Origin of the sequence: Microlunatus sp. GCM10028923 (genome assembly GCF_042666975.1) — a bacterium.
Taxonomy (GTDB): domain Bacteria; phylum Actinomycetota; class Actinomycetes; order Propionibacteriales; family Propionibacteriaceae; genus Microlunatus.
In genome coordinates this window covers 855313-871563 of the sequence record NZ_JBHTFF010000001.1, presented here as the reverse complement: position 1 = coordinate 871563, position 16251 = coordinate 855313, and the positions used below count along the sequence as shown (strand labels likewise).

Here is a 16251-nt window from a genome sequence, read left to right as displayed (position 1 = left end):
ATCTTCGTAGGGTGTGAGCGGCGAAGGGAGACTCCGTGGCCGTCAACAGCCGACTGCCCAGACTGCGCGACACCGACCCGGCCGGGCGACGCCGGCTGATCGCCGAGCACGCCGGTCTGGACGCGGAGACCCTGCAGGTGTTCGACCCGTCCCACGGCCTGGAGCTGAAGCAGGCCGACCACCTGATCGAGAACGTGATCGGCGTCCTCGGGGTGCCGGTCGGGGTCGCCACCAACCTGACCGTGAACGGCCGCGACTACCTGGTGCCGATGGCGACCGAGGAGCCGAGTGTGGTCGCGGCCGCCTCCAACGCGGCCCGGATGGCTCGCGGGCTGGGCGGCTTCCACACCTCCGACACCGGCGCAGTGATGATCGCGCAGCTGCAGATCGTCGAGGTGCCCGACCCGGAGGCCGGCCGGCTCCGGGTGCTGGAGGCGCGGGACGAGCTGCTGGCGCTGGCCAACGAGCAGGACCCGGTGCTGGCCGGACTGGGTGGCGGCGCCCGTGAGCTTTCGGTACGGACGCTGCCGACCCGCGCCGGTGATCAGGTGATCATGCACCTGCACGTGGACGTCCGGGACGCGATGGGCGCCAACGCCGTCAACACGATGGCCGAGGCCCTGGCACCGCGGGTGGCCGAGCTGGCCGGCGGCCGGTCGCTGCTGCGGATCCTCAGCAACAAGGCGGACCGACGGCTGACCCGGGTCCGGGCCAGGTTCGACGCGGACCTGCTCGGCGGCGCCGAGGTGGTCCGCGACATCGTGCTGGCCGGCGCGTTCGCGGAGGCGGACCCGTACCGGGCGGCGACGCACAACAAGGGGATCATGAACGGCGTCAGCGCGGTCGTGCTGGCCACCGGCAACGACACCCGGGCCGTCGAGTCCGGCGCCCACGCGCACGCCGCGCGCGACGGCCACTACACCGCCCTGTCCCGCTTCGAGACCGGACCGGATGGTCACCTGGTCGGCACCCTCGAGCTGCCGCTGGCGGTCGGGCTGGTCGGCGGCGCGACCCGGGCCCACCCGGTGGCCCAGGCCGCGGTCCGGCTGCTCGGCGTCGAGTCCGCGGCCGAGCTGGCCGGGGTGATCGCGGCGGTCGGACTGGCCCAGAACCTTGCCGCCCTGCGCGCGCTCGCCGCCGAGGGCATCCAGCGCGGCCACATGACGCTGCACGCGCGCACCCTGGCCGCCTCGGCCGGGGCGACCGCCGACGAGATCGGCCCGGTCGCGGCCAGGATCGTCGCCGACCGCCGGATCCGCGCCGAGTACGCCGAACAGGTGCTGGCCGAGCTGCGGGCCGCCCGATGAGCGGGCCGGACCAGCCGGCGCCGCACCCGTTGCTGGCCGCGTCCGCCGGCGCGCTGGGCGGCGTGCTCGTGCTCGACCTGTCCCGGGTCCTGGCCGGCCCGTACGCGGCGCAGTTGCTGGCCGACCTCGGCGCCACCGTGATCAAGATCGAGAACCCGGCCGACCCGGACGTGGCGCGCGGCTTCCCGCCCTACCTGCGCTCCGAGGCCGAGGAGTTCAGCGCGTACTACGCCCAGTACAACCGCGGCAAGCTCGGCGTCGCACTCAACCTCGCCACCGAGGACGGCAAGCAGGCGCTCAAGGACCTGGTGGCCCGGGCCGACGTCCTGGTCGAGAACTTCCGGCCCGGCACCATGATCAAACTCGGGCTCGGCTACGACGTGCTGGCCAAGATCAATCCGCGACTGGTCCAGCTGTCGATCTCCGGGTACGGGCAAACCGGCTCGCGGAGCCGGCGGCCCGCGTTCGACAGCACCGCGCAGGCGGCCGGCGGGCTCTGGTCGATGAACGGCTACCAAGATCGCGAGCCGGTCCGGGTCGGCGTCACCATCGGCGACCTGTCGGCAACCCTGTTCGGCGTGATCGGCACCCTGGCGGCACTCCGGCACGCGGAACGGACCGGCCAGGGTCAGCTGGTCGACGTGGCCCAGGTGGACAGCATCCTCGCGCTCACCGAGACCGCGGTCGTCGACTACACCGTCGCCGGCACGGTGGCCGCACCGGCCGGCAACGAACACGCCTGGGTGCGGCCGTACGAACTGTTCCCGTGCGCCGACGGCAAGGTCTTCTTCGGCGCGTACACGGACAAGCTGTGGCGGGCCAGCTGCGACCTGTTCGGCACCCCGGACGCCGCCGATGATCAGGAGATCGACACCATGCGGAAGCGGTTCGACGCCGAGGTGTACGAGCGCCGGGTCCGCCCGTTGATCATGGACTGGTTCCGCGACCGGACCCGCGCCGAACTGGAGGACCTGGCCGGCGACCTGATCCCGCTCACCGCGATCAAGGACGTCGGCGAGGTGGTCGACGACCCGGGCACCGCCGAACGCGACATGATCGTCGAGGCCGACTACGGCGAGCTGGGCCGGCTCCGGATGTTCGGCCAGCCGATCAAGCTCTCCGTGACGCCGCCCACCCCGGACCGGATCGCCAACCGGCTCGGCGAACACGCCGACGTGGTGCTGTCCGGGATCGCCGGCTACTCCGCGGACAAGATCGCGGAGCTTCGTCGCGGCGGGGTGATCTGATCATGGAACTGGACCTCGTCGAGGAACTCGGCGAGTTCCCGGCGCTGGCGTACCGGGACACCTTCGCGCCGCACGTTCCGGAGCCGATCGCCGGTGCCGCCCTGCCGCCGGGCTGGGAGGGCCTCTACTTCCCGTTCCGGGTGCCGCTCGCCGATCTCCGCGAGGACGGGTCGCCGGCCCGCGACGGCATACTGCCCGAATTCGGCCTGCCGATCCGCCGCTATGCCGGCGAGGACACCACCTTCCACCGCCCGCTGCGCTACGGCGATCCGGTACGCCAGCGGACCCGGGCCGGCACCGTCACGGAAAAGACCGGCCGGTCCGGCCGGCTGGTGTTCGCCGATCTGGTCCGGACCTTCCACTGCGCGGGCGAACTCGCCGTCGAGAGCGTCTGGCACGACGTGTTCCTCGAGGCCAACCCGGGCTCGCCGCGGCAGCCCGAACCGGCACCGGACCGGCCGGCCGACTGGACCGAGACGTTGATCATGGACCGGCGGATGCTGTTCCGGTTCTCCGCGATCACGTTCAACACGCACCGGATCCACTACGACCTGGACTGGGCGCGTACCGCCGAGAATCTGCCGGACCTGCTCGTGCACGGCCCGCTGCTGCGCCTGCTGCTGCTCGATTCCGTCGTACGGCAGCATCCCGACCGCGCGGTCCACGGCTACCGGTTCCGTGCCCTGGCTCCGACCCTGGCCGAGACCATGATCACGATCAGCGGCCGGAGCGACGACGACGGCGCCGGGGTGTTCGCGCTGGACCAAGATCACGGAATCCTCGCCGAGGGCAGGATCGACTGGGCGGACCCGGTCCTTGAGCCCACCGAAGGGCGGTAGGGCCAGCTCAGTTCCCGTTCGCTTCGAAGTAGTGACCTTGATCGACATCGGCCAGCAGGTCGGGTCCGGTCGGGGTCCAGTTCAGCAGCCGCCGGGTCTGCTCGGCCGAGGACGGCTGATCGCGCTCGAAGATCGGGCCCAGCGGGCCGTAGTCGGCCGTCTCCAACCGGCCGACCGGCAGGTCGAGGTGCCGGCCGATCACGGCGGCCAGGTCCCCCAGCCGTACCCCCTCATCGCCGATCGCGTGCAGCACCGAACCCGCCGGCGCCTGCTCGGCGGCCAGCCGGAACAGCCGGGCCGCGTCGGTCACGTGGACCGCGGGCCAGCGATTGGTCCCGTCGCCTAGGTACCCGGAGACGCCCTTCGCCCGCGCGACGGCGATCAGCTGGGCGACGAAGCCGTGGTCGCCGGTGCCGTGCACCGACCGGGGCAGCCGGACCACCGAGGGCCGGACGCCCTGCTCGGCCAGCCCCACCGCGGCCCGGGCCGCCAGCTCCCGCCCTTCGGCCAGGCCCGGGCCGGACTGCCAGTCGGCCTCGGTTGAGACCTGGCCCGTCAGTGCCGGCGTGCCGGACGCGACGACCAGCGCCTTGCCGGTGCCCGCGAGCGCCTCCCCGAACACCTCGACGGACCGCGCCTCCTGCCGGATCGCCTCGGCGAACCCGGCGCCGAAGTCCGAGTGATCGAAGGCCAGCTGGATGACGCCGTCCGCGTCGGCGGCCCCGGCGCGCAGCGAGGCCGGATCGGTCAGGTCCCCACGCAGGGCCTCCGCCCCGGCCGCCTTCAACGCGTCGGCAGACCTGTCGGACCGAGCCAGGCCGACCACCTCGTGCCCGGCCTTGATCAACTCCGGTACGACGGCGGAACCGATCCAGCCGGTCGCCCCGGTGACGAAGATGCGCATGATCGTTTTCTCCTCCACAGTGATAAGACTCTTGTCCCATCACTGTACACGGTGATGAGACAAGAGTCCCGTCACTATGATGGGCCCGTGGCCAGATGGGAACCGGATGCGCGCGATCGATTGGTACGAGCAGCCCTCGACCTGTTCGGCGAGCAGGGCTATGACGCGACGACGGTGGCCCAGATCGCCGAGCGCGCCGGCCTGACCAAGAGCACTTTCTTCCGGCACTTCCCGGACAAGCGCGAACTGCTCGTCGCCGGCCAGGACACCTTGGCCACGCTGCTCACCGAGGGCGCCGCCGGGGCACCGGACTCCGCGACCCCGATGGAGGCGGTCCTCGCCGCTCTCGAGGCGGTGACCGCCGCCTTCACTCCCGATCGCCGCGAGCTGGGTCCGAAACTGCAAGCCGCGATCGCCGCCAACGCCGAACTCCAGGAGCGTGACACCCTCAAACAGGTCGGCCTGGCGGCCGTCCTCACCGAGGCCCTACATCGCCGCGGCATCCCCGATCCGGCCGCCAGCCTCGCCGCGGAGATCGGGATGCTCGCCTTCAAGCGTGCGTACGCCCGCTGGGTCACCGCCGGTGAGACCGCGGAACTGGCAACCCTGGCCCGCGAAGAACTCCACGCCGTCCAGTCCGCGACGTCGACCCTCACCTGAACACCAAGCCCCGAACCGGCACCCTGAACCCGACCCAAGCAGGCGACCAGGTTCCAGCCGATCCGAACCGGCACCCCGACCCCAGCACAAACCGACGCCTCGAACCCGACCCGAACCGACCACCGGGACCCGCCGACCCGAACCGACCACCGGGACCCGCCGATCCGAACCGGCGCCCTGAACCCTCGGATCCGAACCCCACCCCCACCGGTGACTGGGCAGTTCCGCAGCGACACGCCGCCAGAACGCCTGCTTTTGTGCCCGGTCAGCGGGCTCTTTTAGGGGGTGGCGGGGAAGGCGCGGGCGAAGGCGAGGATGGTGCTCCGTTCGGCCCCATCCTCCGGAATCTCTCGGCGGCGCCAGCGCAGCAGCAGCTCGTCCAGCTCGGCACCGAACTCGGCCAGCTCCTCCGGGGTGGCCCGGAGCCACACGTGGCCGCCGTACGCCGCCTCGTCCCAGGGCTCCTCGGCCGCGGCCAGGAACGCCCGGGCGCTCTCGAACTGCCGGGCCAGCAGGGCTCCGTCGGCCGCGGTCGCGACCGCCTCCTCGGCACTGTCGCGGAACTGGGCTGGACTCCAGCGCAGGCCGCGGCTGACCAGCTGCCAGTTGCGTTGCCGACGGTCGTCGCCGTCCGGCGCCCGCTCGACCAGGCCCGCTTCGCCGAGCACCTTGAGGTGATGGGAGATGCTGCCGGTCGCCAGGTCGAGGGCGGCGGCCAGCTCACCGGTGGTCGCCGCGCCGGAGACCGCGAGGCGATCGATGATCCGCCATCGGTCCGGATGGCCGAGCGCGGCCAGCGCCCGCGCGTCGTGGACCTGCCGGACGTCACCAGGTGAACCGTCTCGCATCCGGCCACCTTAGCAAGACCATTTGCGCAAATTCTCTTGCAGACCTACGCTCGTGATCATGCGCTATCGCCACCTGGGCCGGACCGGCCTCGAGGTCTCCGAGTACGCCCTCGGCACGATGATGTTCGGTTCGGCCGGCAATCCCGATCATGAGGCGTGTGCGCGGATCCTGCATGCCGCACTGGACCGCGGGGTCAACTTGATCGACACGGCGGACATGTACTCCGCCGGTGAGTCCGAGGAGATCGTCGGCAAGGCGCTCAAGGGGCATCGCGACGATGTCGTGCTGGCGACCAAGGGCCACTACCCGCTCACCGAGGGCCCGAACCGGGGCGGCAACTCCCGCCGGCATCTGACCCGGGCCGTCGAGGCCAGCCTGCGCCGGCTGGACACGGACCATCTCGACGTCTACCAGATCCATCGGCCGGACTGGGACACCGATCTGACCGAGACCCTGGCCACGCTGACCGACCTGCAGCAGGCCGGCAAGATCGGCGTGTTCGGGTGCTCGGTCTACCCCGCGTTCGAGCTCGTCGAGGCCCAGCGGGTCGCCGACCGGCACGGGCTGCGGCCGTTCCGGACCGAGCAGCCCCCGTACAACCTGCTGGCCCGCGGGATCGAGCGGGACGTCCTGGTCGTCACCGAGCGGCAGGGCATGGGCGTGCTGACCTGGAGCCCGCTCGCCTGGGGCTTCCTCACCGGCCGCTACCGGCGCGGCGACGCCACGGCCGAGCCGGGTGCGCGAGCCAGGCTGCGGCCGGAATGGTTCGATCCGGCCGACCCGGTGACCGCCCGGAAGCTCGATGCCGTGGAGGAGTTGATCAAGGTCGCCGAGGACTGCGGCACCAGCCTGCCGGCCCTCGCCGCCGCCTTCCCGCTCAGCCATCGCGCGGTCAGCGCGGTCCTGCTCGGTCCCCGGACCGAAGATCAACTCACCTCGATCCTCGATGCACCGGCCCGGCTCGACGAGGCCACGCTGGACCGGATCGACGCGATCGTCCCGCCCGGCAGCAACGTCTACGAGCCGACCGCGCCCGCACCGCCGCCCTGGCTGGCCGACCCGAGCCGCCGGCGGTACGTCGAGCCGCAGTGATCATGATCATGGTCGGTAGAGCCGCCGGTAGTCGCTCGGCGTGATCGAGCTGACCTGGCGGAAGGCGCGACTGAAGTAGGACTGGTCCATTCCCACGTCGGCGGCGATCTCCTCGATCGGCCGGTCCGTGTCGACCAGCTCCCGCTGCGCATGCTCGATCCGGGCCCGCTTCACGTACTGCTTGGGCGACAGGCCGAACTCGATCTTGAACCGGCGGGCGAAGTCGCCCGGCGCCAGCCCGGTCTCGGCGGCCAGCCGGTCCAGCGTCAGCGGCTCGCCGAGCGCACCGCCGACGAACCGCACCACCCGCTGGAAGACGTCGGCAGCCTGGCCCCCGGCCAGCCGCACGGACCCCGGCGGGGCGCACTCCAGGTAGTGCCCGAACAACTCCGACAGGGCGGCCCGGAGGCGCAGCGGGGTGGCCAGCGTCGGCGGGTCCCGGTCGATCGCCGCCACCCGCTCGAAGAGCCCGGCGGCGACCTCGGGATCCCGGCTCGGCACCACGTACGGCAGGTCGAGCACCTCGCCGAGCTCGCTGTCGCCGATCAGCGCCGAGAAATGCAGCCAGTGCTTGCGATAGGTGTCGGCACTGATCGTTCCGTACGCCACCGGTCGATCGGCCGGCAGGTAGACGAGGTCACCCGGAACGGGCGACAGCTCGACCTCCCCGACCCGCAACCGGCCCTCGCCGGACAAGATCAAATACAGCCGGCTGTACGGATCCGGCTGGCTCGGCCGGGCCCAGGAGCGCGGCACCCGGGTGATCCGGCTGGCCACGACGAGGTCGAGCCGGAGCCGGTCCAGCTGGGCCCGGACGACCTCGTCGACGCCGATCACCGGGCCAGCGGCCCGACGTCGGCAGCGGTCAGCGGGCGGAACCGCGGTGGCCCGGTGGTGTACTCGTCGGCGCCGACGTCGCGGGTCCGGCCGCGCTCGTCGCCGTCGAGATCATGATCGACTCCGGGATGCCGCCGCGACGCGGCGCCGATCGCCGGACTCCCCTGCGTCAGCCGGTGCACGCCGTCGGGTCCGGCAGCCAGCAACGGGTCGGCCCGGCGGAACCCGCCGGCCGGCGCGGTGCCGTCCAGAGCCGCACCCCAGAAGAGATTCCCGGCCCAGGCAGTGCCGTCCTGGAACGGCAGGTTGGTCAGCGAACCGGCGGCGCCGACCAGCACGTTGTCGGCCAGCACACAGTCCAGTGGCGGCAGGGTGCGCTGCGACTCGCCGCTGATCCCGGTGCCGCAGTCGATCACCGTGTTGTGGGCCAGGGTGACCCGGTCCGGGGCGTCGTTGCCGCGCCGCGACTCCGGCGACTCCCCCGGCAGATGATCACGGACGCTGCCGCTGCCGAGCACGATCCCGGAGCCGGCGATCCCGTGCAGATAGTTGTTGATCACCAGATGATCATCGCCGTAGATCCGGATCCCGTTCCGGCCGCCGAGCAGATGGTTCGCCTCCACCCGGGTGTTGTTGCCGTGCCGGAGCACGATGCCACCGAGCGAGTCCCGGACCGTGTTGTGCCGGATCAGGTTGCCGGAGGACTTGACCGAGATGGCCTCCGGGTCGCCGTCGACCCGTTCGAACAGGTTCAGTTCCACCAGGGCGCCGGCGTCACCGAGCGCCCGCCCGCTGAGCCCGAGCCGGATCGGCTCGCCGCCGTTGCTGCCGGTGAACGTGTGGTCGGTGAAGTGGTTCCTGGTGATCTTGACGCCCTGGGCCATCACGTCGGCTCCGGCGCCGCCCTCGACGCCGAGGAAGATGCCGAGGGTCGACTTGCCGGCGAACGAGTTGTGGTCGACGACCGAGTGATCACCGCGGATCATCACCCAGTGCAGACCCTCGAGGTCGGCCAGTCGGAAGGTGTTCCGGGACAGCCGGACGTGGTGACAGTCCGCCGGCACCTCGAGCGTCGTCGACTGGCGGAACACGAAGCCGTTGATCACCAGGTGCGAGGAGTCGGTGAGCTCGAAGCTCTGCTCGCCGGTCAGCTCGACCCCGCCGACCGAGGCGGCCTTGATCGTGATCGGCTCCTGCGCGGTGCCGTGCCTGCCGGTGATCGCGACCGGTGCGCCGGCCGGCACCGGGTAGCTGCCGTCGGCGAGCACGATCACCGAGCCCGGTCGGGCCTCGGCGATCGCCCGGCGCAGGGCGTCGACACTGTCCACCCGGACCGCGTCGGCCGCCCGCGCGGTTCCGGTGATCATCGATCCGGCGGTGCCCGCCGCCACGCCGCAGGCGGCCAGGAACGTACGACGCTGCATGAACCCTCCTTGGTTCAGATTTGCACTGATTCGCGCAAATTTTGTTACAGCGTAGGTACGGCTTCGGGCAGGGGTCAAGGATTCGTTGGATGAATCCGCGATCGACGGGTCAGGCGCAGGCGGCGGCGTCCGGGTCCCAGCGGTTGAACCGGCGGTCCGAGGGAAGCTCGGAGGCGGCCCGGGCGGCGTACCAGGAGTCGGCCCAGGGCTGCGGGTCGCGCTGCTCCGCACCGGGATCGGCCGCACTGCGGGCCACGAAACCGGGGTAAGCGTCCCGACCCGAGGGCTGCCCGATCGGCTGGTACCGCAGGTCGAAGCTCCACCGGAGATGATCACTGGTGTTGCGGTGTGCCGCGTGCGGGGTGCGCCGGTGCATGAACAGCACATCGCCGGCCGCCATCGGCAGGTCGACGGTCTCGCCGCCCAGGTGGATCCCGGGGATCGCCAGACCGCCGACGCCGCCGCGGCGGACGCCCATCGGCGAGTTGCCCGGGCAGTGCGGCAGCACGCCCTCCCGGTGCCGGCGCGGCTTCACCATCAAGCAGCCGTTGGCCGGGTCGGTGTCGCCGAGTGGTAGCCACACCGTGACCAGGTCGGTCTGGTCGGCGTCCTCGGTGATCACGCCGTTGTCCTGGTGCCACGGTGTGGCCACGTTCTTCGGCCGGCCCGTCTCGGGGTCCGGCGGCATCAGGTGCTCCGGAACCTTGAGCCGGACGTGCTGGACCGGGTTGGACCAGATCTCCGGCCCGATGATCGATTCGATCACGTCGAGGATGGCCTCGTTGCGGAGCAGCGAGAAGACGGACGGCCCGACCCAGAGCGGCGTGTCCGGCTTGGTCCCACCCTGCGGCAGCGAGAAGTCGAAGTGCTGGGTGTGGTCCCGGCCGCTCTCGGCGAACAGGGCGTTGACGCGGTCGGCGAACGGAAGCTCCGCGTACGTCGAGCTGATCACGCCCTCCGCATGCAGCGATTCCGCCAGCCGGTCCAGCACCCCCGCGTACTCGGTCAGCACCGGTGCAAGATCAGCATCCGGGTCGAGCAGCCCCCGCTTGAGCAGGAAACCCTCGGTCTCGAAATGGTCCAGTTCGGCGGCCGTCAGTATGCCGGTCATGATCACCCTCAGGTTCGAGCCACGTTGACGGCAGGAACCGCACCGTCCGTTTCGAAGCTAAATCGTCTGATGTTGACAGTCAATCGGTCGTCCCGATCCGCCCAGCGGCTGGAAGATTCATTGCGCTGCCCTAGGTCGCCCATTGGCAGACGTGATCCGAACCCGATGCTGATCAGCGACGATTCGGGGCTCGCGGGACGGTCCTACCGGGCGACGGACCTCAACGAACGAAAGGATCATCACCATGGCAGACCTCTCGCCGCGGCTGCGGCAGATCGTCGACGCCCTCCCGCTGACCCCGGGGCTCCGGGTCCTGGAGATCGGCGGTGGGCCCGGCGCGGCGGCCCGCGCCGTCGCCGAACGGCTCACCGGCGGCGGGTCGATCCTCATGATCGACCGCTCGGCGACGGCAATCGCGCAGGCCCGGAGCGGCTCGGCGGACCTGATCGCGGCGGGTCTGCTGCGGCTGCGCCAGGTCGCGGTCGAGGACTTCGCCCTGGAGCCCGGCGAGCGGCCGTACGACCTCGCCTTCGCGATCCGGGTCGGCGCTCTGGACGGCCGGCATCCGCTCGCCGGCGTCGCGGCGCGGGCCCGGCTCGCCGCCGCGCTGACGCCGCGGGGCCGGCTCTTCATCGACGGCGGTGACCCACTCCGAGAACTGGATCCGCGGCCCGGTTCATGATCGATCCGCTGGTTCGTGCCGGGCCAGCGGTTCGACGGCTGGCCCGTCCAGGACGGCGCCGTCGATGTCGAAGCGCGATCCGTGGCAACGGCAGTCCCAGCTGATGTCGGCCCGGTTCCAGTGCAGCGGGCAGCCGAGATGGGTGCAGGTCGGGGTGACGGCATGCAGGGTCCCGTCGGCGTCGCGATAGCCGCCCAGCCGGCGGCCGTCGAGCAGGATCAGGCCGCCCCGGCCCGGTGCCAGGTCGTCCGCCTCGCCGGCCTCGCCGAACCGGCCGCCGACGAACTCCGTACCCACCGAGAGGTTGTCCTTGATCAATCTCCCGACGGTGGCGGCGTCGCCGATCCGGGTGGCGTCGAAGATCGACTGCCACGGGTGACCGGGCCGATCGGAGATCAGGTCGGCCAGCAGCAGCGCGGCCGCGGTGCCGGCGCTGAGGCCCCACTTGGCGAAGCCGGTCGCGGTCAGAATCCTGCTGCTGAAGGGCGTCCGGCCGACGTAGGGCAACCGGTCCGGCGTGCGGTAGTCCTGGGCCGCCCACCGGTGATCGACCGACGCGACGGCGAAGGTCGACCTGGCCCAGTCCGCCAGGTCGCGGTAGCCGGCCTCGGTGTCCGGCTCCGACCCCGGTTCATGATCATTCCCGACCACGATCAGCCCGTCCGACCGCCAGGGCCGCAGGGAGCGGGTCGGGCCGTCCACCGAGATCGTCATCGCCTCGGGCGCCGGTGCGCGGAGTGTGACCGCGAGGCCGTACGACCTCGTTGGCCGGGTCCGGGCGAAGTAGCCGCCGATCACCCCGGGCGGCAGCAGCGTGGCGAGCACGGCCCGGCCGGCCCGCACCCGGACGCCGTTCACCGCGGTCAGCCGCACCGTTCCGTCCCGAGATTCATCGACCTCGCCGATCCGGGTCCCCTCGAAGATCATCCCGCCGGCCGCCACCACGGCGCCGGCCAGCCCGGCCAGGTAGCGGCCGGGATGCACCAGAAGTTGATCATCGAACCGGACCGCGGCCTGGACCGGGAACGGCAGCGGCAGGTCGGTCGTCGCGGTCGCCGGCAGCCCGGCCCGCTGCGCTGCCCGTACCTCGGCGGCGATCCGGTCCCGGCCCTCGGGCCGCACCGCGTAGGCGAACGCGGGCAGCCGGACCGGCTCGCAGTCGACCGGGAACTCCTCGGCCAGCTCGGCGAGCTTCGCCAGGCCCGCCTGGTTGGCGTCGGCATAGCCGCGCGCGACGTCCTCGCCGTGCCGTTCGGCCAGGTCGGCGTAGATCAGTCCGTGCTGCGAAGTCACCTTGCCGGTCGTCCGGCCGCTGGTGCCGGCGCCGATCCGAGCAGCCTCCAGCACCGCGACCCGGGCGCCGTCGCGGGCCGCGAACAGGGCCGTCGTCAGCCCGACCAGGCCCGCGCCGACCACCGCGACATCGACCTCCAGATCGGCCGTCAGCGGCGGGTGCCGCGGCCGTTCGGCGGTCGTCAGCCAGACGCTGCCCTGCTGCATCGGATCCCTTCCAGGGTTCAGCGGGACGTGACGACGGTGCCGTAGTAGGTGCCGAGCTGGCCCCGGTACTCCTCGTCCTGGACCGAGCCGACCTCGGTCTCCGGTGGCGGCGCGTCCGCCACGTCGTCCTTGCTGAGGTCGACGCCCACCGCCCGGTGATCCCAGTCCACGCGCTGGATGGTGCCGGCCGGAAGGACGACCTGATGGCCGAAGATCCACGGCCCGGTGTCGACGACGATCCAGCTGGCGTTCTCCTCGGTCGACGCGTCGGTGATCTTGCCGATCTCGCCGTCGGTGGCGTGCACCCGGAACCCGATCAGCTTGGCCATCAACGGCCACGCCTCGCCTGGCTCGGACCGGAAGTTCCACGCATCCCAGTTCCCGATGGTCATGACCCCTCCTCGCTCGCTCTCCGTTTCCCGTACCCGCTGTGGCCGGGGATCAATCGGCGCAGCCGCGGCCACGAACACCGGGTTTGAGCCCGCCGGGAGAAGGGAACCTGACCGGCAAGCACCCGACCGAAAGGCGGCTCCGATGCCGATCGCCGTGGCCCAGTGGACCCTCGACGTCGACGACGTCCAGCGCGAGGCCGAGTTCTGGTCGGCCGCGCTCGGCTATCCGGCCGAGCCGGCGCGTGCGGACTCGGTCCACCTGCACCCACCGGACGGCGGCTCCGGGCCCTCGGTCTGGCTGCAGCCGACCCACGACCCGAAGCGGACCAAGAACCGGCTGCACCTCGACTTCGGTACGGCCGACCCGGCCGCCGAGGTGAATCGGCTGCTGCAGCTGGGAGCCCGGCCCTGCGATGTCGGTCAGACCGGGACCGAAGGCTTCGTCGTGCTGGCCGATCCGGAGGGCAACGAGTTCTGCGTGTTCACCGAGCCGCACCCGGAACTCACCGGGCGATGATCAGGTACGGGCGATGATCAGGTACGGGCCGGGATCGGCGCGTCGGGTCTCGCCTGGTCGAAGACGCGGCCGTCCTCGTGGTGGACCATGACCCGGGACGGCTGCACCCGCCGCGCCCGGTCGTTGGCCGCGATGACGGCGTCCGCCAGACTCTCGTGCCGGCCGAGGGGCCGTCCGGCGTGCTCGATCACCCACGCGCCCCGGTCGGGCACGACGTGGAACTCGGTACGGGTCATGCGACCTCCATTCCTTCGGGACAGGCTGATCAGCGGCCGAGACCGGCTCGACCCGCCAGCAAGGTACCCAGAATGGCAGGCGTTGATGACGGGATCGGGGATTTCCTGAAGACGATCTCGGGTGCCCCGTTCACCGCCCGTTCGTCCGCGAACCACGGCGGGTACCCGAACGGCACGCGGCGACACCGGTGAGGAGACGCGATGCGACGTCAGGTCCTGGTGACCGGTGCCTCGTCCGGACTCGGCCGGCCCATCACCGCCGAGCGGGACCGAGCGGGGTTCGACGTCTGGGCGACGGTCCGGACCGAGGCGGATGCCCGCGGTGATCAACAACGCGGGCACTGCCGTACCGACCCTTGGAGAACGCCGTTCCGGCCATGATCACCGAACTGGCGCGACGGCATGCACGAACTGGTCCGACGGCAACGTCGAACAGCGGCCAAGAGTTGATCTTGACCGACCAGAATTTACGCAGCGGGGCCTCGTTCGGAAAGGTTCAAAACGGACGAGAATGTTCGCCGGACGGACATGCCCCGCGGGGCCGCGAGCTCCTGTCCCGGCAACCTTGATCAAATTCCTCCATCCCCTTTACTAATACGGTTGTCCTCGGCCATGATCAGTCTTGCCCATCCACGCGGACGGCCTTGGGGACCGAGGAGGATCAACGATGTCCTTGCATCGAACGGTTGTGCGCGCCAGGAAACAGCTACTGGCCGTGATCGCCACCTTGACGGCGATGATCATGCTGGCTGCCTGCACGGCCGGCACCGCCGGTGGCGGCGCACCGGCCGGCGGGAACACCGACGGCACCGCGCCCGGTGATTCGAGCAAGTTCCTGACGTTCTTCCCGTGCTGCAGCTGGAACACCACCTGGTCCTTCAACCCGTACAACGTGAACGGGCTCGGGATCCAGAACGACTTCGTCACGCTGCGGCTGGCGATCGTCAAGTCCCCCAGCCTGACCGAGTTCATCCCGCAGCTGGCCGACACCTGGGAGATCGTCGACGGCAAGCTGAACGTGCATCTGCGCGAGGACGCGAAGTGGCAGGACGGCACGCCGCTCACCAGCAAGGATCTGCACGACACCGCCATCCTGAACGCGCTGCGCGGGGACGGGTTCTGGAACGACATCACCAGCGTCGACATCGTCGATGATCACACCGTCGCGTTCACGCTGAAGAAGGGCCAGCCGGAATCGCTGGCCAAGCTGGACATCCTGAACGCCATCCGCCCGTACCCGTCCAGCGTGTACGGCAAGCTGGTCACCGACGAGCTCAAGAAGGACGTGATCACGTACTACACCACGTCCCACGAGGACCCGGTGAAGGCCGGTAAGCTGCCGGAGTTCAAGCGGATGAGCGCGGCGTTCAAGGACCTGGCCGCGCTGAAGGTGGAGAAGCTGATCGGCAACGGACCGTTCCAGCTGGAGAACATCACCACCAAAGAGGCCAAGCTGGTCAAGTGGGACGGATTCTGGGAGGCGAGCAAGATCACGTTCGCCGGGATCCGGTACCTGAACGGGTCGACCCAGACGGTCTACCCGCAGCTGTTCAGCGGCAACGTGCACTTCTCCAACGTGTACATGCCGCCGCCGATCCTGCAGCGCTGGAAGAAGACCCCCGACTCGAACACCGCACTGCCGCTGGCCTTCGGGTTCACCATGCTGTTCAACAGCAGCAAGAAGCCGCTCGACTCCAAGGCGGTCCGGCAGGCGCTCGCGTACGTGATCCCGCGGCAGCAGATCAGCGAGGCCGCGTACGGCACCGACGAGGCGGCCGGCGGCACCTGGAAAGAGGTCAACACCGGGATCTCGCCTTCCCTGGAAGCGATCTACCTCGACCAGGGCAAGATCGACCAGCTGAACAAGTACCCGATCGACGAGGCCAAGGCGACCGCGCTGCTGGAGGGCGAGGGCTTTACCAAGAAGGGTGATCAGTGGCTCAAGCCGGACGGCGAGCCGTTCACGCTGACCTTCATCGCCAACGCCGAGACGACCGACATCGTCACCTCGTTCAACTCCGCGGCCAAGGCCTTGACCGCCTTCGGCATCAAGTCCGAGGTCAACGCGACCTCCGGTGCGCAGCAGAACGCCGACCAGCACAACGGCGACTTCGACATCGGCTCCGGGTTCGTCGGCGGCAACAACCCGCTCGGCATGTACAACGCGATCCTCGGCCCGGGCTACAACTTCAGCAAGCTGGGAAACTACGCCGGCAAGCGCGGCGTGGGCTTCGGTCCGACGAAGAACGTCCCCGGTCTCGGCGAGGTCGACGTGGTCAGCACCATCGACGGCCAGGTCCGCTCCATCGAACCGGGTCCGGAGATGAACGCCCAGGTCTGGAACTGGGCCCAGCTGGTCAACGACGAGGTCCCGTACATCTGGTACGCGACCAAGGTCTACCAGTTCCCCTTCTCCACCAAGGAATTCACCAACTGGCCGCCGCTGAACGACCAGAACACCAGTGAGCTGTGGGACATCATCGCTGCCGACATGAACGGTGGCGTCTCGCTGGCGATCCAGCAGGGGTTCATCACACCGAAGCCCTAGTGCCGAACGCGCACTGAGCCTGTCGAAGTGCCAAGCCGCACCGGGCCTGGCCCTTCGACAAGCTCAGGGAACGTGTTCAACCGCCCCCCGTCACCCGGTGACACCC

General features: G+C 70.5%; 17 protein-coding genes. 9 read left to right on the top strand and 8 right to left on the bottom strand.

From position 1 onward, the window contains the following. Positions 1 to 35: 35 nt before the first annotated feature. From ACFQU4_RS03925 to ACFQU4_RS03915, 3 genes are read left to right on the top strand one after another with little or no spacing between them, the layout of a single operon-like run. Complete coding sequence (locus ACFQU4_RS03925; RefSeq protein ID WP_377487218.1) at positions 36 to 1307, top strand: hydroxymethylglutaryl-CoA reductase, degradative; 1272 nt, start codon at positions 36 to 38, stop codon at positions 1305 to 1307. Further along, positions 1304 to 2554: a CaiB/BaiF CoA transferase family protein gene (locus ACFQU4_RS03920; RefSeq protein WP_377487216.1), complete on the top strand. Its 1251-nt coding sequence runs from the start codon at positions 1304 to 1306 to the stop codon at positions 2552 to 2554. Before ACFQU4_RS03925 ends, ACFQU4_RS03920 begins: the two co-directional genes overlap by 4 nt. Positions 2555 to 2556: 2 nt before the next feature. Further along, positions 2557 to 3393, top strand: a complete 837-nt coding sequence (locus ACFQU4_RS03915) for a hypothetical protein (RefSeq protein ID WP_377487214.1) — start codon at positions 2557 to 2559, stop codon at positions 3391 to 3393. Between the two features lie 7 nt (positions 3394 to 3400). Here the strand turns inward: ACFQU4_RS03915 and ACFQU4_RS03910 are convergent, their stop codons facing one another. Beyond that, positions 3401 to 4297, bottom strand: coding sequence for an SDR family oxidoreductase (locus ACFQU4_RS03910; protein WP_377487212.1), 897 nt, complete (start codon positions 4295 to 4297; stop codon positions 3401 to 3403). 87 nt (positions 4298 to 4384) lie between these two features. Here ACFQU4_RS03910 and ACFQU4_RS03905 point away from each other — a divergent pair, with 87 nt between their 5' ends. Then, on the top strand, positions 4385 to 4957 hold the full coding sequence (locus ACFQU4_RS03905; RefSeq protein WP_377487210.1) for a TetR/AcrR family transcriptional regulator: 573 nt from the start codon (positions 4385 to 4387) through the stop codon (positions 4955 to 4957). Between the two features lie 278 nt (positions 4958 to 5235). Here the strand turns inward: ACFQU4_RS03905 and ACFQU4_RS03900 are convergent, their stop codons facing one another. Then, positions 5236 to 5805: an ArsR/SmtB family transcription factor gene (locus ACFQU4_RS03900; RefSeq protein ID WP_377487208.1), complete on the bottom strand. Its 570-nt coding sequence runs from the start codon at positions 5803 to 5805 to the stop codon at positions 5236 to 5238. A 58-nt stretch (positions 5806 to 5863) separates the two neighbouring features. On the opposite strand from ACFQU4_RS03900, the gene ACFQU4_RS03895 reads away from it, so the two are divergent. Next, positions 5864 to 6898: an aldo/keto reductase gene (locus tag ACFQU4_RS03895; RefSeq protein ID WP_377487206.1), complete on the top strand. Its 1035-nt coding sequence runs from the start codon at positions 5864 to 5866 to the stop codon at positions 6896 to 6898. A gap of 6 nt (positions 6899 to 6904) precedes the next feature. On the opposite strand, the gene ACFQU4_RS03890 is transcribed toward ACFQU4_RS03895, so the two are convergent. The 3 genes from ACFQU4_RS03890 to ACFQU4_RS03880 all read right to left on the bottom strand — a co-directional run bounded on the left by ACFQU4_RS03890 (position 6905) and on the right by ACFQU4_RS03880 (position 10270). Then, positions 6905 to 7735 (bottom strand): helix-turn-helix domain-containing protein, encoded by an 831-nt coding sequence (locus ACFQU4_RS03890; protein ID WP_377487204.1) that lies wholly within the window; start codon positions 7733 to 7735, stop codon positions 6905 to 6907. Then, positions 7732 to 9159 (bottom strand): polysaccharide lyase 6 family protein, encoded by a 1428-nt coding sequence (locus ACFQU4_RS03885; protein ID WP_377487202.1) that lies wholly within the window; start codon positions 9157 to 9159, stop codon positions 7732 to 7734. The genes ACFQU4_RS03890 and ACFQU4_RS03885 overlap by 4 nt, the downstream gene beginning before the upstream one ends. Before the next feature lie 109 nt (positions 9160 to 9268). Next, positions 9269 to 10270 (bottom strand): phytanoyl-CoA dioxygenase family protein, encoded by a 1002-nt coding sequence (locus ACFQU4_RS03880; protein ID WP_377487200.1) that lies wholly within the window; start codon positions 10268 to 10270, stop codon positions 9269 to 9271. A gap of 244 nt (positions 10271 to 10514) precedes the next feature. On the opposite strand from ACFQU4_RS03880, the gene ACFQU4_RS03875 reads away from it, so the two are divergent. Beyond that, positions 10515 to 10952, top strand: coding sequence for a methyltransferase (locus tag ACFQU4_RS03875; protein ID WP_377487198.1), 438 nt, complete (start codon positions 10515 to 10517; stop codon positions 10950 to 10952). Here the strand turns inward: ACFQU4_RS03875 and ACFQU4_RS03870 are convergent. Next, on the bottom strand, positions 10947 to 12452 hold the full coding sequence (locus ACFQU4_RS03870; protein ID WP_377487196.1) for an FAD-dependent oxidoreductase: 1506 nt from the start codon (positions 12450 to 12452) through the stop codon (positions 10947 to 10949). The genes ACFQU4_RS03875 and ACFQU4_RS03870 overlap by 6 nt on opposite strands. A 17-nt stretch (positions 12453 to 12469) precedes the next feature. Then, positions 12470 to 12844, bottom strand: a complete 375-nt coding sequence (locus ACFQU4_RS03865) for a PRC-barrel domain containing protein (protein WP_377487194.1) — start codon at positions 12842 to 12844, stop codon at positions 12470 to 12472. A 142-nt stretch (positions 12845 to 12986) separates the two neighbouring features. Between ACFQU4_RS03865 and ACFQU4_RS03860 the strand changes: the two genes are divergently transcribed. Next, positions 12987 to 13361: a VOC family protein gene (locus ACFQU4_RS03860; protein ID WP_377487192.1), complete on the top strand. Its 375-nt coding sequence runs from the start codon at positions 12987 to 12989 to the stop codon at positions 13359 to 13361. A 17-nt stretch (positions 13362 to 13378) separates the two neighbouring features. Here ACFQU4_RS03860 and ACFQU4_RS03855 read toward each other — a convergent pair whose 3' ends face one another. Beyond that, complete coding sequence (locus ACFQU4_RS03855; RefSeq protein WP_377487190.1) at positions 13379 to 13597, bottom strand: DUF2188 domain-containing protein; 219 nt, start codon at positions 13595 to 13597, stop codon at positions 13379 to 13381. A gap of 201 nt (positions 13598 to 13798) precedes the next feature. Here ACFQU4_RS03855 and ACFQU4_RS03850 point away from each other — a divergent pair, with 201 nt between their 5' ends. After that, positions 13799 to 13978: a hypothetical protein gene (locus tag ACFQU4_RS03850; RefSeq protein ID WP_377487188.1), complete on the top strand. Its 180-nt coding sequence runs from the start codon at positions 13799 to 13801 to the stop codon at positions 13976 to 13978. 286 nt (positions 13979 to 14264) lie between these two features. Next, positions 14265 to 16145, top strand: a complete 1881-nt coding sequence (locus tag ACFQU4_RS03845; RefSeq protein ID WP_377487186.1) for an ABC transporter substrate-binding protein — start codon at positions 14265 to 14267, stop codon at positions 16143 to 16145. Positions 16146 to 16251 lie beyond the last annotated feature (106 nt).

Coding starts and splice junctions, on each gene's coding strand:
- ACFQU4_RS03880 (WP_377487200.1), bottom strand. CDS start 10,270: ATGACCGGCATACTGACGGCCGCCGAACTGGACCATTTCGAGACCGAG.
- ACFQU4_RS03895 (WP_377487206.1), top strand. CDS start 5,864: ATGCGCTATCGCCACCTGGGCCGGACCGGCCTCGAGGTCTCCGAGTAC.
- ACFQU4_RS03855 (WP_377487190.1), bottom strand. CDS start 13,597: ATGACCCGTACCGAGTTCCACGTCGTGCCCGACCGGGGCGCGTGGGTG.
- ACFQU4_RS03885 (WP_377487202.1), bottom strand. CDS start 9,159: ATGCAGCGTCGTACGTTCCTGGCCGCCTGCGGCGTGGCGGCGGGCACC.
- ACFQU4_RS03910 (WP_377487212.1), bottom strand. CDS start 4,297: ATGCGCATCTTCGTCACCGGGGCGACCGGCTGGATCGGTTCCGCCGTC.
- ACFQU4_RS03850 (WP_377487188.1), top strand. CDS start 13,799: ATGCGACGTCAGGTCCTGGTGACCGGTGCCTCGTCCGGACTCGGCCGG.
- ACFQU4_RS03860 (WP_377487192.1), top strand. CDS start 12,987: ATGCCGATCGCCGTGGCCCAGTGGACCCTCGACGTCGACGACGTCCAG.
- ACFQU4_RS03875 (WP_377487198.1), top strand. CDS start 10,515: ATGGCAGACCTCTCGCCGCGGCTGCGGCAGATCGTCGACGCCCTCCCG.
- ACFQU4_RS03900 (WP_377487208.1), bottom strand. CDS start 5,805: ATGCGAGACGGTTCACCTGGTGACGTCCGGCAGGTCCACGACGCGCGG.
- ACFQU4_RS03845 (WP_377487186.1), top strand. CDS start 14,265: ATGTCCTTGCATCGAACGGTTGTGCGCGCCAGGAAACAGCTACTGGCC.
- ACFQU4_RS03915 (WP_377487214.1), top strand. CDS start 2,557: ATGGAACTGGACCTCGTCGAGGAACTCGGCGAGTTCCCGGCGCTGGCG.
- ACFQU4_RS03920 (WP_377487216.1), top strand. CDS start 1,304: ATGAGCGGGCCGGACCAGCCGGCGCCGCACCCGTTGCTGGCCGCGTCC.
- ACFQU4_RS03865 (WP_377487194.1), bottom strand. CDS start 12,844: ATGACCATCGGGAACTGGGATGCGTGGAACTTCCGGTCCGAGCCAGGC.
- ACFQU4_RS03870 (WP_377487196.1), bottom strand. CDS start 12,452: ATGCAGCAGGGCAGCGTCTGGCTGACGACCGCCGAACGGCCGCGGCAC.